General features: G+C 73.3%; 13 protein-coding genes. 8 read left to right on the plus strand and 5 right to left on the minus strand.

What is annotated here, in order from left to right; all coding sequences use genetic code 11:
• The first annotated feature begins 316 nt into the window (after positions 1-316).
• Together WCD74_RS05450 and WCD74_RS05455 are read left to right on the plus strand one after the other, a co-directional pair.
• The gene (locus WCD74_RS05450; protein ID WP_337693823.1) at positions 317-976 is read left to right on the plus strand and encodes a hypothetical protein; all 660 of its coding nucleotides are present in this window, start codon (positions 317-319) and stop codon (positions 974-976) included.
• A 24-nt stretch (positions 977-1,000) separates the two neighbouring features.
• Positions 1,001-1,612, plus strand: a complete 612-nt coding sequence (locus tag WCD74_RS05455; RefSeq protein ID WP_337693824.1) for a flavin reductase family protein — start codon at positions 1,001-1,003, stop codon at positions 1,610-1,612.
• Here WCD74_RS05455 and WCD74_RS05460 read toward each other — a convergent pair.
• The gene (locus tag WCD74_RS05460) at positions 1,597-2,043 is read right to left on the minus strand and encodes an acyl-CoA thioesterase (RefSeq protein ID WP_337693825.1); all 447 of its coding nucleotides are present in this window, start codon (positions 2,041-2,043) and stop codon (positions 1,597-1,599) included. The two genes, WCD74_RS05455 and WCD74_RS05460, sit on opposite strands and share 16 nt — an antisense overlap.
• Positions 2,044-2,073: 30 nt before the next feature.
• Between WCD74_RS05460 and WCD74_RS05465 the strand changes: the two genes are divergently transcribed.
• From WCD74_RS05465 to WCD74_RS05475, 3 genes are all read left to right on the plus strand, one after another.
• Positions 2,074-3,129, plus strand: coding sequence for an LLM class F420-dependent oxidoreductase (locus tag WCD74_RS05465; RefSeq protein WP_337693826.1), 1,056 nt, complete (start codon positions 2,074-2,076; stop codon positions 3,127-3,129).
• 31 nt (positions 3,130-3,160) lie between these two features.
• Positions 3,161-3,613 carry a MaoC family dehydratase gene (locus WCD74_RS05470; RefSeq protein ID WP_337693827.1) on the plus strand — a complete coding sequence of 151 codons (453 nt, stop codon included), beginning with the start codon at positions 3,161-3,163 and terminating at the stop codon, positions 3,611-3,613.
• 63 nt (positions 3,614-3,676) lie between these two features.
• Entirely contained in the window at positions 3,677-4,888 is a 1,212-nt protein-coding gene (locus tag WCD74_RS05475; protein WP_337693828.1) for an acetyl-CoA C-acetyltransferase, read from the plus strand.
• A gap of 154 nt (positions 4,889-5,042) precedes the next feature.
• Here WCD74_RS05475 and WCD74_RS05480 read toward each other — a convergent pair whose 3' ends face one another.
• Positions 5,043-5,840: an enoyl-CoA hydratase/isomerase family protein gene (locus tag WCD74_RS05480; RefSeq protein WP_337693829.1), complete on the minus strand. Its 798-nt coding sequence runs from the start codon at positions 5,838-5,840 to the stop codon at positions 5,043-5,045.
• A gap of 101 nt (positions 5,841-5,941) precedes the next feature.
• On the opposite strand from WCD74_RS05480, the gene WCD74_RS05485 reads away from it, so the two are divergent.
• Positions 5,942-6,454: a MarR family winged helix-turn-helix transcriptional regulator gene (locus WCD74_RS05485; protein ID WP_337693830.1), complete on the plus strand. Its 513-nt coding sequence runs from the start codon at positions 5,942-5,944 to the stop codon at positions 6,452-6,454.
• A complete protein-coding gene (locus WCD74_RS05490) occupies positions 6,451-9,198 on the plus strand; it encodes an MFS transporter (RefSeq protein ID WP_337693831.1) in 2,748 nt (915 codons plus the stop codon). Before WCD74_RS05485 ends, WCD74_RS05490 begins: the two co-directional genes overlap by 4 nt.
• A 51-nt stretch (positions 9,199-9,249) precedes the next feature.
• Here the strand turns inward: WCD74_RS05490 and WCD74_RS05495 are convergent, their stop codons facing one another.
• Positions 9,250-9,561, minus strand: coding sequence for a hypothetical protein (locus WCD74_RS05495; protein ID WP_337693832.1), 312 nt, complete (start codon positions 9,559-9,561; stop codon positions 9,250-9,252).
• Positions 9,558-9,869, minus strand: coding sequence for an AbrB/MazE/SpoVT family DNA-binding domain-containing protein (locus tag WCD74_RS05500; RefSeq protein ID WP_337693833.1), 312 nt, complete (start codon positions 9,867-9,869; stop codon positions 9,558-9,560). The genes WCD74_RS05495 and WCD74_RS05500 overlap by 4 nt, the downstream gene beginning before the upstream one ends.
• A 207-nt stretch (positions 9,870-10,076) precedes the next feature.
• Here WCD74_RS05500 and uraD point away from each other — a divergent pair, with 207 nt between their 5' ends.
• On the plus strand, positions 10,077-11,990 hold the full coding sequence (gene uraD / locus WCD74_RS05505) for a 2-oxo-4-hydroxy-4-carboxy-5-ureidoimidazoline decarboxylase (protein WP_337693834.1): 1,914 nt from the start codon (positions 10,077-10,079) through the stop codon (positions 11,988-11,990).
• 2 nt (positions 11,991-11,992) lie between these two features.
• On the opposite strand, the gene WCD74_RS05510 is transcribed toward uraD, so the two are convergent.
• Positions 11,993-13,540 carry a PucR family transcriptional regulator gene (locus WCD74_RS05510; RefSeq protein WP_337693835.1) on the minus strand — a complete coding sequence of 516 codons (1,548 nt, stop codon included), beginning with the start codon at positions 13,538-13,540 and terminating at the stop codon, positions 11,993-11,995.
• Positions 13,541-13,575: the final 35 nt, after the last annotated feature.

Raw genomic sequence — 13,575 nt, forward strand, 5'->3', positions numbered from 1 at the left:
GCCCAGGTCAGCGAACTCGGAAACGCCCTGTCCGGGTGGGCAGGGCCGCCCGGATCGCCGTGGATGGCCGTCGTAGGGTCTGGCGCCATGACCCAGACGCCGATTTACGACGAAGTCAGGCGTTCCCTCGGTCGGGCCGACCGCTTCTCCGAGCGGCGCTCCTTCCGCGGAGACGACGGCGGCGCCGGCCCGGAGCGGGCCTCCCGGCCGGTCATGCTCCGCGGCTCCGGTGGACGTCATCGACGCTCGGGGGACTGAGCCCGGACCCGGCCCGGCCCGGCGCCGCCCGGGACCGCCGGCCGACGAGCAGGCCACGGTGGTGCTCAGCGAGCGCGCCGGAGCGCCGCCTGCGGAGAAGGGCGGGATGCTGTCGGGTGTCCGGGTCACCGGCGGGGCGTTCGCGGCCACCACGACGGCGGCGGCCGGTGGGTTCCTCGGCGGCGCCGCCGGCACGGTCGTCGGCGCGGCGGTCGCCTCCGTCGTCACGACCGTGGGCGAGGCGGTCTACCAGCGGTCCCTCGAGCGGACCCGGGACCACGTGCGCGGCCGGCTCGACGCGCGTCGCGGCCCGGCGCCCGCCCCCACCGCGGTCCTGCCCGACGGGCCGCCCCCGGACGACTCCCCGACCACGGTGATCAAGCCGGTCGGGGCCGCCCGCAGCCGCGCGAAGATCGCGGCGCTCGTGGCGAGCGGTCTGCTGGTGTTCCTCGTCGCGATGGTGGTGGTCACCGGGATCGAGCGGGTGAAGGGCTCCCCGCTCTCCGGCGGCACCGGGACGAGCGTCGGCGAGGTCATCGGCACCGCGCCCACGACCTCGGCCTCGGCCGCCGAGGACACCGACGGGAACGAGTCCGGCGCGACCACCACCACGACGGCCCCGGAGCGGAGCACCACGACGAGTGCCCCGTCACGGACGACCACGTCCCGCTCGCGCGAGCCCGCGACGACCACCACGCTGGAACCGCCCGCGAACTGACCACCGCAGGAGGACCACGCCGTCGTGCGCACCGACTTCGATCCCGACGAGCTCGGCCCCGGCGCGTTCTACAAGTTCCTCACCGGGGTGGTGGTGCCGCGGCCGATCGCCTGGGTCGCGACCACCTCGGCGGACGGCGTGCACAACCTCGCGCCGCACTCGTTCTTCACCGTGGCCTGCGTGACCCCGCCGATCGTGCAGTTCACGTCGGTCGGCCGGAAGGACTCGCTCGCGAACGTCGAGGCCACCGGCGAGATGACCGTCTCGCTCACCCCGGAGTGGCTGGTCGACGAGGTCAACGCGACCGCGACGAACTTCGAGCACGGCCGCGACGAGTTCGCCGAGGTCGGCCTGGAGCCCGAGCCGGCGCTCCGCGTCCGGCCGCCGCGGGTGGCCCGCTCGCCGGTCGCGCTGGAGTGCGTCCTGCACTCGACGGTGGGGCTGGGTGACTCGACGGTCGTGTTCGGCCGGGTCGTGCACGCCGTGGTCTCCGACGACGTCCTCGTCGACGGCCGGCCCGACGTCGGCCGGCTGAAGCCGCTCGCGCGGCTCGGCGGGTCCCAGTGGTCGACGATCGGCGAGGTGCTCGAGCGGCGCCGGATCGACGTCCGCGACTGGGACTACCCCGGCGACTGAACGATCCGGTCGAAGGCGTCCGGGTCGGCGGCGACCGCGCGCAGCCGGCCGTGCGGGTCGGCGGCGAGCCGGCGGGTGGCGTGGTCGAGCAGGCCCATGACGCCGGTGAGCGTGGCGGCCGTCGCCCCGTCGCGGAGCCGGACGAGCTCGGTGTCCATCCGGAACGACTTCCCGGACCCGAAGCTCGTCGTCGTGACGACCTCGACCTCGTCCCCGACGACCAGCTCGGCGAGGAACCGCACCGTCGTCTCCAGGATCACCGGTCCGATCCCGGCCGCGGACAGCGCGGTGATGTCGACGCCGGCCGACCGCAGCGTCTCCTCCCGGCCGTGCTCGCCGTACTGGTGGTACACGGCGTGGTTGAGGTGGCGGTTGGCGTCGGTCTCGTAGCCGCGCACGGTGATGGTGACTCGATGGCCGGGAGTGCTCACGGGGCCGTGATCGTGGCAGGCTGCCGGATCGTGCGCATCGGGATGGGGATCAACTACGCCGGCGGGTTCGAGGAGACGGTCGCCGAGCTGGCCGAGCACGAGAAGGCCGGTCTCGACATCGTGTTCGTCCCGGAGGCCTACAGCTTCGACGCCGTGAGCCAGCTCGGGTTCATCGCGGCCCGCACGGAACGGGTCGAGATCGCGTCCGGGATCCTGCAGATCTACACCCGGACGCCGACGCTGACCGCGATGACGGCGGCCGGGCTGGACTACGTCTCGGGCGGGCGGTTCACGCTCGGGATCGGGGCCAGCGGCCCGCAGGTGATCGAGGGCTTCCACGGCGTGCCCTACGACGCCCCGCTCGGCCGCACCCGGGAGATCATCGACATCTGCCGGCAGGTGTGGCGCCGCGAGCGCGTCGAGCACCAGGGGAAGCACTACGCGATCCCGCTGCCCGAGGGGGAGGGCACCGGGCTCGGCAAGCCGCTCAAGCTGATCAACCACCCGGTGCGCTCGGAGATCCCGATCCTGGTCGCCGCGCTCGGCCCGAAGAACGTCACGCTCGTGGCCGAGAAGGCGGACGGCTGGCAGCCGATCTTCTTCGTGCCGGAGAAGGCGCACGAGGTGTGGGGCGAGTCCCTCGAGGCCGGGAAGGCGAAGCGGGACCCGTCGTTGGGACCCCTCCAGGTCTTCCTGCAGACCTCGTTCTTCGTCACCGAGGACGACGACGTCGCCTCGCAGATGCTCGACGGGATGCGGAACATGGTCGCCCTCTACGTCGGCGGCATGGGGGCGAAGGGCAAGAACTTCTACAACGACGTCGCCCGCCGCTACGGCTACGACGACGAGGCCGAGACCATCCAGGACCTGTACCTGTCCGGGAAGAAGGACGAGGCGGCGAAGGAGGTCCCCGAGGAGCTGCTGCGGGCGATCTCGCTGATCGGCCCGCGCTCCTACGTCGCGGAGCGGATGGCGGCCTTCGCCGAGGCGGGCGTGACGACGCTGAACATCACACCGCTGGGCGGCACGACGGCGGAGCGGGTCGCGTTGGTCGGGCAGGCCAAGGAGATCGCGGCCGACCTGTAGGCCCCGGACCCACCCCGAGCGAGGAGCACGCATGCGGAAGTTCGCCGACGTCGAGGAGCTGCGGGCGGCGGTGGGGGAGGACCTCGGCACCAGCGAGTGGGTCCTCGTCGATCAGGAGCGGATCAACGTCTTCGCGGACGCCACGGACGACCACCAGTGGATCCACACCGACCCGGATCGCGCGGCGGACGGCCCGTTCGGCCGGACCGTGGCGCACGGGTTCCTGACGGTGGCCCTCATGCCGAAGTTCGGCTGGGACACCTTCGAGGTCAGCGGCGTGTCCATGACGGTGAACTACGGGCTGAACAAGGTCCGCTTCCCCGCGCCCGTGCCGGTGGGCAGCCGCGTCCGGGGGCACTGCCGGCTGGTCGACGTGACCGACGTGGCGAACGGCGTCCAGGCGACGATCGGCGGCACCGTCGAGATCGAGGGCTGGCCGAAGCCGGCCTGCGTCGCCGAGGTGATCCTGCGGTATGTGCTGTAGCTCGTGAGCACTCGTGGTCGCGATGGGCGACCGCAAGTGCTCACGAGCCGGAGGCACAATGGCGTGGTGGATGCCGTCGTCTGTGAACCGGTCCGTACTCCCGTCGGTGGCTTCGGGGGGTCGCTGCGCGACGTCCCGGTGCAGGAGCTGGGGGCGACGGTGATCCGGGAGCTGGTGCGCCGCACCGGGATCACGGCCGAGCAGATCGACGACGTGGTGTTCGGGCACTGCTACCCGACGATGGACGCGCCGGCGATCGGGCGGGTCGCGGCGCTGGACGCCGGGCTGGACGTGACGGTGCCGGGCATCCAGGTCGACCGGCGCTGCGGGTCGGGGCTGCAGGCGGTGCTCTACGCGGCCATGGCGGTCTCGTCGGGCGCGAACGACCTGGTGCTCGCTGGCGGCGCGGAGTCGATGTCGGGCGCGTCGTACTTCACCGACAAGGTCCGGTGGGGCACCAAGGCCGGTGGGTTCGAGATGAAGGACTCGCTGGCCCAGGGTCGGGTGCACGCGGGCGGGGTGAACCACCCGGTGCCCGGCGGGATGATCGAGACCGCGGAGAACGTCCGCAAGAAGTACTCGATTCCTCGCGAGGAGCAGGACCGGCTCGCGGTGCGCAGCCACGAGAAGGCCACGGCGGCGGTCAAGGAGGGTCGCTACGCCGACGAGCTGGTGCCGGTGACGATCCACGGCCGCAAGGGCGACACCGTGGTCGATCAGGACGAGCACATCCGCCCGGACGCGAACCTCGAGTCCCTGGCCAAGCTGCGCCCGATCATGGGCAAGCAGGACCCGGAGGCCACGGTCACCGCGGGGAACGCGTCGGGGCAGAACGACGGCGCGGCGGTCTGCATCGTCACCACCTCGGAGAAGGCGGCCGAGCTGGGGCTGCGGCCGCTGGCGCGGCTGGTGTCGTGGGGTGTGGCGGGGTGCGGTCCGGAGATCATGGGGATCGGCCCGGTCCCGGCGACCGAGAAGGCGCTCGGGCAGGCGGGGCTGTCGCTGGCGGACCTGGACGTCATCGAGCTGAACGAGGCGTTCGCCGCGCAGGCTCTCGGCGTGGGCCGCGAGTGGGGGATCGACCTCGTCGACGACGAGCGGGTCAACCCGAACGGCTCCGGGATCTCGCTGGGTCACCCGGTCGGCGCCACCGGGGTGCGGATCCTGACCACGATGCTGCGCGAGATGGACCGCCGCGAGGCCCGCTACGGGCTGGAGACGATGTGCATCGGCGGTGGTCAGGGGCTCGCGGCGGTGTTCGAGCGGCTGTCGTAGGCCCTGCGCCGGTGCCAGCAATGGACCGTTGCTGACACCTGACGTCAGAAGGGCGCCCCTCGCACATCCTCCGGTGGCGGGCGCCGATGCGTGAGTGGCGCCGTTCGCACACCTGACGTCAGCAACGGTCCATCGCTGACACGGCGGGACGAGGTCAGCGCCCCTGCCACCGCGGCGGACGCTTCTCCCGCGCGGCGAGCCCGCCCTCCGTGGCGTCCTCCGTCGCCCCGGCGACCCGCCGCATCGTCTCGCCGAAGCGGATGGCGTCGGTCTGCGACATCTCCGGGCCCCGGCGCGCGACCTCCTTGATCGCCCGCTGGGCCAGCGGGGCCCCGGCGAGCAGGCGCTGCGCGAAGGCGTCGACGGCCGCGTTCAGCTCCTCGTGCGGCACCACCTGCAGTGCCAGCCCGATCTCCTTCGCCCGGGCGGCCGAGATGGTCTCCCCGGTGAGCAGCAGCTCCATCGCGGGCTGCCAGCCGACGCGGCCGGGCAGCCGCAGTGCGCCGACGATCGTCGGGACGCCGAGCTTGACCTCCGGGTAGCCGAAGGTCGCGCGGTCGGAGGCGATCACGAAGTCGCACCACGTCACCAGCGTCAGCCCGTAGCCCAGGCACAGGCCGTTGACGGCGGCGATCACCGGCTTGTGGATCTCCCACCCCGACTCGAAGGAGTTCACCGTCGGGCGCTCCCAGTACGACCCGGGGAACTCGCCCGCCGGGTTGCGCTCGGAGCCGAAGTCCGCGCCTGCGCTGAAGGCCCGCCCGGCACCCGTCACGACCCCGACCCACGCCTCGTCGTCGGCGGTGAACCGGGCGAACGCCGCGTTCAGCCCGTCACGCATCGCGCCGTCGATCGCGTTCAGCTTGTCGGGACGGTCGTAGGTGATCGTCGCGACGTGCCCGGTGCGGGCGTAGCGGACCCGGTCGTGGAGGCGTTCGTCGACGTCGGCCATGCGCGGGAGCACATCACATCCCCGAACGGGTAGCCCGCGTTGGCGGCGCTGGTGCCCCGGGTGCATAGTTGTACCGAACAAGCGATTGTACGGAGCACGCAATGAATGCACCGATCGGCGAGCGGCCGGTCGCGCCCCTCCCCGCGGGGGTCGACGAACGCTGGAAGCTCTCGGACCGGCTCGGCCTGCAACTGATCCGGCTGATCCGGCACGTCGAGCGCAAGCGCATGACCAAGCCCAAGGACGACGGCGTCGAGCGCGCCGCCTACGTCCTGCTCGCCCGCTTGGTCATCGCCGGGCCGCACCGCTCGAACGCCCTCGCCGAGGCCGTGCACTCCGACCCCTCGACGGTCAGCCGGCAGATCGCCGCGCTGGTCCGGATCGGCTACGTCGAGCGCCGCCCCGACCCCGCCGACGGCCGGGCCTGCCTGCTCGCCGCCACCGACGAGGGCCACCGCGTCTTCGAGGCCAACCGCGATCTCCGCAACCGCTGGATCTCCGACGTCACGAGCGACTGGGACGAAGCCGAGCGCGAGCAGCTCGCCGCCCTGCTCGACCGCTTCACGACGGCGCTCGAGAACCACCACCACGACGCGTCCCAGGAGGACCGATGAGCACGCCGACGGAGACGCAGCGCAGCGGAGCTCGACCATCGAGCTCCGAGGCACAGGCGGCGTCGTCCGCGCCGCCGGGAACGGCGGGCGGGTCCTTCACCCACCGCCAGATCCTGACGATCCTCTCCGGGCTGCTGCTCGGCATGTTCCTGGCCGCGCTGGACCAGAACATCGTCTCCACCTCGATCCGCACCATCGCCGACGACCTCAACGGGCTGAACCTGCAGGCGTGGGCGACGACGGCGTACCTGATCACCGCGACGATCTCCACGCCGCTCTACGGCAAGCTCTCCGACCTCTACGGGCGCAAGCCGTTCTTCCTGTTCGCCATCGGCGTGTTCGTCATCGGGTCGGTGCTGTGCACGATCTCGACGTCGATGTACGAGCTGGCGATCTTCCGCGCCGTCCAGGGTGCGGGCGCGGGTGGCCTGATGAGCCTCGCGCTGACGATCATCGGCGACATCGTTCCGCCGCGGGAGCGGGCCCGCTACCAGGGCTACTTCCTCGCCGTCTTCGGCACGTCCAGCGTCATCGGCCCGGTAGTCGGCGGGTTCTTCGCCGGCGCCGACTCGATCGTCGGGATCACCGGCTGGCGCTGGGTCTTCCTGGTCAACGTGCCGATCGGCATCATCGCCTTCACCGTCGTGTGGCGGGTGCTGAACCTGCCGCACACCCGCCGCGAGCACCGGATCGACTGGCCCGGCGCCTCGGCGCTCGCCGTCGCCCTCGTGCCGCTGCTGATCGTGGCCGAGCAGGGCCAGAGCTGGGGCTGGGGCTCCACCTGGGCGATCGTCTGCTACGTCGTCGGCGCGGTCGGGATCGTCGCGTTCGTGCTGGCCGAGCGGGCCTACGGCGACGACGCCCTGCTCCCGCTGCGGCTGTTCCGCAACGGCGTGTTCAGCCTGACCACGGTCATCGCGATCATCACCGGCGTCGGGATGTTCGGCGGCATCGCGATCGTCCCGCAGTACCTGCAGATCGTCGGCGGCTCCAGCCCGACCGAGGCCGGCCTGGAGATGATCCCGCTGGTCGGCGGCATCATGGTCGCGTCGATCATCTCCGGTCAGCTCACGAGCCGGACCGGGCGCTACAAGGTCTTCCCCGTGATCGGCCTCGGGCTGATGACCCTGGGCATGGTGCTGTTCCACTTCCTGCTGCACGCGGACACGCCGTACTGGCAGGTCGCGATCCTCATGGTCGTCTTCGGCCTCGGGCTCGGGAACTGCATGCAGACCCTGGTGCTGGCCGTGCAGAACGCGGTCCCGGCCTCCGACATGGGCGTCGCGACGGCCTCGGCCACGTTCTTCCGCCAGATGGGCGGGACGCTGGGCGTCTCGGTGTTCCTGTCGATCCTGTTCTCGACGGTCAGCGGCAACATCGCCACGGCCTTCCGGTCCGCCGCCGGCTCGCCGGACTTCCAGGCGGCCCTGGCCGACCCCGCCGTGGCCTCGAACCCGGTGAACGCGGCCGCGGTGAACCCCGCGACGGGTGCCGCGCAGATCACCCAGGACTCGTCGATCCTGCAGCAGATGGACCCGCGCCTGGCGCGGCCCTTCTTCGAGGGCTTCGCGTCCTCGATGGACCTGGTCTTCCTCGTCGCGGCCTGCGTCATCGCGGTCGGCTTCGTGCTGATCTGGTTCCTCAAGGAGGTCCCGCTGCGCACGACGTCGGGCATCCAGGCCCGGCAGGCCGAGGAGTCCGGGCGCGCCGCAGGGCCCGGGAGCGTCGACTCGGCCGCGGAGGTCGACGGACCCGCGCGGGGTGCGCTCGACGTCCCGGCTTCCACCCCGCCGGTCGGTGCCGCCGGCGCGGCGGGCAGCGAGCGGGTGCTGCGGCCCTCGCCCGTCCCCCGGGGCCACGGTCGCCACGAGGCGCCGAGCCCGCGCGGCGACTCGGTCGTCCTCGGACAGCTCTCCGACGGCCCTCTTCCCGACGACCGGTCGGTGCGCTTCTCGGACGACGTCGCCGGCGTCCCCATGGCGCTGCACGCCCTCGACGGCACCGTCGTCGACCGGACGTTCTCCGCCGCCGACGGCTCGTACCGGCTGCACGCCCCGCTGCCCGGGAACTACGTCGTGGTCGCGAACCCGAGCACGTTCAAGCCGCACGCGGAGCTGGTCTCGCTCGACGGCGTCCCGGTGCACCGGCCGCTGGCACTGCGCCGGGCGACGCCGGTGGGCGGCTCCGTCCGGGACACGGTGGACATCCCGGTGGTCGGCGCGACCGTGACGGTGACCGACGCGAGCGGGGGCGTCCGCGCCGTCCGCCGCACCGGCGCCGACGGCTCGTGGGAGTGCCCGGAGCTCGAACCCGGCACCTACACCGTCGCCGTCCTCGCGCCCGGGCGTGAGCCGGTCGCCGAGCGGCTCGTCGTCGCCGAGGCCACCCCGGCCGGGCGGCGCAGCACGCGCCACGACGTCCGCGTACCGGTCGCCCGGCACGCCGTGCGCGGCTGCGTGCGCTCGTCCTCGGGCGCGGCGGTCCCGGAGTCGCTCGTGGTGCTGATGGGCGCCGACGGACGGGTCGTCGCCTCGACGGTGACCGACGGGTCCGGACGCTTCGCGGTGGAGGACCTCGCCGAGGGTCGCTACCTGCTCACCGCGAGCGGGTTCGCGCCGGTGTCCGAGCAGGTCACCGTCGGCGCCGGCCACCCGACCACGGTCGAGCTCGCCGTCGAGCCACCGCGGCCGGCGAGCACGGAGCCCGTCGACGACGCGACCGCCCCGCTGCCCGTGGTGCGCTGACCCCGTCGAGCCGGACGGCCCTCCCGCCATGCGGGAGGGCCGTTCGTCATGTCAGGGGGATCGGAAGACGTCGTGGCCGCCGACGCGTCGCCAACGACACCGGAGCTCACCGTCCACCGTCACGAGTTCGAAGGTGGCCCGGCCGTCCGGGCTGGCGAACGACCACGTCATCTCGAGGACGCCCGGGGCTCCCCGCACGGGCTTGATCCGGAGCGACGCCGGCCAGGGCCGCGACGGGTCCTCGAGATACGCGTCGCACGCGCGGGCGAACTTCTCCTCGACGATCTGGCGGAAGACGGCGAGGTGCACCGGCTTCAACCGACGGACGTCGGCGTCGAAGGCCGGGGTGGTCTCGAACGTCACCCGGTGCCGTCGGCGACCGCGTCGACGTGCGCGAGGAAGTCATCGGTCGACGCGTGCACGGTGACGCGACCGGAGGTCACGTGCTCGTCGACCTCGCGCTCCCGGTTCTGCCAGTGTTCGGTCCAGAACCAGGCCTGGTCGGCGGGGACCGGCAGCGCCGGCCGGAGTTCGAGGACCCCGTCCCCGCGCTCGGTGATCTCCACCTGGGCGCCGGGCTCGTCGAGGTGCAGTCGCTGCCGCAGCTCGGCCGGCAGCGCGATCACGCCGCGGCGCTGCACGCCGACATAGCCGTGCCAGGTCTCCTCCATGGGGTCATGGTACGGCGCAGAGCCGCAGAGCCGCAGAGCCGCAGAGCCGCACAACGGCTCTGCAGCTCACGGATCCGCACGACTGTCGGATCCTCCAGAACGACGGCCGCCGTCGGCACGCGGTTCGTCGCTCCCGCGCCTTACCGGTCCACACCGGCCGGGGCGATCGTGGCCTGGTTCACAGCTGCGCCACGAAGAGGTGACCCGGTGCCCGGTCCAGTCAGACGACGTCCCCACCCCGTCGACGAGGTGCTCCCCGTCCCGAAGCTCGCCGTGTACGGGTTCCAGCACGTGCTCGCGTTCTACGCCGGCGCGGTGATCGTGCCGATCCTGCTGGCCGGGGCCATCGGGCTGTCCGAGCGCGACCTCATCCACCTCATCAACGCCGACCTGTTCACGTGCGGTATCGCGTCGATCATCCAGTCCGTCGGGTTCTGGAAGGTCGGGGTGCGGCTGCCGCTGCTGCAGGGCGTCACCTTCACGGCGGTGTCGCCGATGATCGCGATCGGGCTCGCCGCGGGCGGCGGGACCCAGGGCCTGCTCGTGATCTACGGGGCGGTGATCGTCGCCGGGCTGGCCACGTTCTTCATCGCGCCGTTCTTCGGCCGGCTCCTGCGCTTCTTCCCGCCGGTCGTCACGGGCTCGGTCATCACGATCATCGGGATCGCCCTGCTGCCGGTGGCCGCGGCGGACGCCGTCGGGGGCGCGGACAACCCGCAGCCGGGCGACCCGCGCAACCTCGCCTACGCGCTGGGCACGCTCGCCGTCATCGTGCTCATGCAGCGGCTGTTCCGCGGCTTCATGGCGACCGTCGCGGTGCTCGTCGGGCTGGTGCTCGGCACGCTCGTCGCGTGGTTCCTCGGCGACGCGACCTTCTCCGCCGTCGGGGACTCGGCCTGGTTCGGCGTCACGACGCCGTTCTGGTTCGGCTGGCCGCAGTTCAGCGCGGCCGCGATCGTGTCCATGATCGTCGTCATGCTGATCACGGCCGTGGAGACGACCGGCGACGTGGTCGCGACCGGGGAGATCGTGGACAAGCGGGTGGGCCGCGAGGACATCTCCCGGGCCCTGCGCGCGGACGGCCTGGCGACGACGATCGGCGGCGTCCTGAACTCGTTCCCGTACACCTGCTTCGCCGAGAACGTCGGGCTCGTGCGGCTCACCCGGGTCAAGAGCCGCTACGTCGTCGCGACCGCCGGCCTCATCATGATCGTGATCGGGCTGCTCCCGAAGGCCGGCGCGATCGTCGCGGGGATCCCGCACCCGGTGCTCGGCGGCGCCGCCCTGGCGATGTTCGCGACGGTGGCCGTGGTCGGCATCCAGACGCTGTCCCGCGTCGACTTCCACGACCACCGCAACGTCGTCATCGTCGCCTCCAGCCTCGGCCTGGCGGTCTTCGTCACGGTCGAGCCCGACGTGGCCCAGGCCGTGCCGCAGTGGGCGCAGATCGTCCTGGGCTCCGGGATCACGATCGGCAGTCTCACCGCGATCGTGCTGAACCTCGTGTTCCACCACCTCGGGCGGCCCCGCGGCCCGGCGGTCGCCGGCGCGCCCGGGGCGGGCACCGTCCGGCTCGAGGAGGTCAACGCCATGGGCCGCGCCGAGTTCGTCGCGACCTTCGGGCCGCTCTTCCAGGGCGCCGACGACGTCGTCGGACGTGCGCACGACCGCCGCCCGTTCGCGGACACCGCGAACCTGCGGGCGGCGTTCCAGGAGGCGCTGTTCGCGGCGCCGCCGGACGAGCAGCGGGCGGTGATGGCCGCCTACCCCGACCTCGGCGGTGCCGCGGTGCTCGACGGCGAGGCCGGCGGGGCGTCCGAGGAGGACCAGGCCGCGGCCGGGCTGACCCGGCTCGACGAGGACGGCCGCGCCGAGCTCGACGAGCTGGTCACCGCGTACCGCGAACGCTTCGGCATCCCGCTGATCGTCTGCGTCCGCGACGCGGCCGGGCGCGAGGGCGTGCTCCGCGACGGGCACCGCCGGTTGGAGAACTCCGCCACCCAGGAGCACGCGGCGGCGCTGATCGAGATCGCGAAGATCGCCAACCACCGGTTCGGACGGCTGGTCGCCGAGGCCAACCCCATCCACCCCGCGCGGGTCCGCTCCTCCGGGCGCGGCTGAGATCACCCCAGCGAGCGCAGCGCGAGGAACACGTCGACCCGGTCGGCGAAGCGGCCCAGGTCCCGGCCGGTCAGTTCCTCGACCCGGCCGATGCGGTAGCGCACGGTGTTGACGTGCAGGTGGAGCCGGGTGGCGACCCGGCTCCACGACCCGGAGCACTCCAGGAACGCCTCCAGGGTCTCGCGCAGGCTCGCGCCGGTCCGCTCGTCGTGCTCGAGCACCGGCGCGAGCGTGCGTGCGGCGAAGGCGCGGCGCATGTCGTCGGGGACGGCCGCGAGCAGCGCCACGTGCGAGGTCAGCTCCGCCCCGGTGACGACCGGCAGCGTCCCCTCCCGGGTCCGCGCCAGGTCGCGGGCGTGCCGCGCCTCCTGCATCGCCCCGGACAGCGCGGCGGCGCCGTAGGGCACGCTCACCCCGACGGTCAGGCGCAGGGTCCCCAGCGCCGGGGCCAGCCGCCGCAGCGCGGGGACGACCGACGCCGTGTCCCCGGGCAGCACGGCCACCGCCACGCCGTCGCGCACCCCGACCACCGGCGGGTCGCCGTCCCGGCTCGCGTGCGAGGCCGCGTCCACGAGCACGGCCCGGGCCGCCTCCCGCAGGTCCGGGCGGTCCCGGTCGGCCTCCACGAAGCCCGCGACCGCGACGACCAGCGGCTCGTCCGGGTCCAGCCCGGCCTGGCGCAGCCGCACGGCGGTCTCCGGCCTGTCCGCGGCCCCGTCGGCGATGAGCCCGATCGCCTCGTCCGCGATCTCCCGCGCCACCCGGAGGCCCTCGCCGCGGCGCGCCCGGTCGAGCGCCGCGATCGCGACCAGCCCGCCCACCCCGTCCGCGGTCTCGGTGTCCCACTCCGCGTGCGTACCCCCGGCCGCGACGAACCACGACGTCATCCGCTGCTCCGAGGCCGGCCCGACGGAGAACACGGAGTACGCCCCCGGCCCGCGGCCGCTGACCGCGGGCAGGCGCGCCGCCGTCAGGAAGGTCGTGACGACGCCGTCGAGCACCTCGGGCGGCAGCGGCCCGCCGGCCACGACCCGCCCGGTCGCGCTGAGGACGTGGCACGCGCGGCCCGTGCTCGCCGTGATGCGCCCGGCGACCTCGTCCAGCCCGAGCCCGCCCGCCACGGCCGTGAGCAGCTCGCGCTGCCGGCTCAGCGACAGCGCGAGCCGGTCCCCCCGCGCCGCGGCCAGCGCCCCCACGACCAGCTCGGTGACGTCGGAGAACGACGTGGGCTCCGGCACCGACAGCAACGGCAGGTCGTGCCGGCGGCAGGCCTCGACGACGTCGGCGGGCACCTCCCCGAACACGGCGGCGCCCGCCGCGAGAGCCGCGGCGCCGGCCCCGGCGACGGCCGCGACGAAGCGCTCGCTGTCCTCCGGGGCGTTCCGCCAGACCAGGCCGCTGATCACCAGCTCGCCGCCGGAGAGGTAGCGGGACGGGTCGATGAGGTCGGTGGTGTAGACCCAGCGCACCGACCGCTCCAGCGCCGCGTCGTCGCCGTGCAGCACCGTGAGCCCCAGGCGGGGGTGCGCGACGAGCTCGGCCAGGAGCATTGGAGGAACGTACAAGCCCGCGGGCGGCCCCGGGG

The organism is Actinomycetospora aurantiaca, assembly GCF_037401875.1.
Lineage (GTDB): Bacteria > Actinomycetota > Actinomycetes > Mycobacteriales > Pseudonocardiaceae > Actinomycetospora > Actinomycetospora aurantiaca.

What these genes read in the sequence shown, in the direction of transcription:
- WCD74_RS05470 (WP_337693827.1), top strand. Translation starts at nt 3,161, where the DNA reads ATGCGGAAGTTCGCCGACGTCGAGGAGCTGCGGGCGGCGGTGGGGGAG.
- WCD74_RS05480 (WP_337693829.1), bottom strand. Translation starts at nt 5,840, where the DNA reads ATGGCCGACGTCGACGAACGCCTCCACGACCGGGTCCGCTACGCCCGC.
- WCD74_RS05485 (WP_337693830.1), top strand. Translation starts at nt 5,942, where the DNA reads ATGAATGCACCGATCGGCGAGCGGCCGGTCGCGCCCCTCCCCGCGGGG.
- WCD74_RS05490 (WP_337693831.1), top strand. Translation starts at nt 6,451, where the DNA reads ATGAGCACGCCGACGGAGACGCAGCGCAGCGGAGCTCGACCATCGAGC.
- WCD74_RS05500 (WP_337693833.1), bottom strand. Translation starts at nt 9,869, where the DNA reads ATGGAGGAGACCTGGCACGGCTATGTCGGCGTGCAGCGCCGCGGCGTG.
- WCD74_RS05510 (WP_337693835.1), bottom strand. Translation starts at nt 13,540, where the DNA reads ATGCTCCTGGCCGAGCTCGTCGCGCACCCCCGCCTGGGGCTCACGGTG.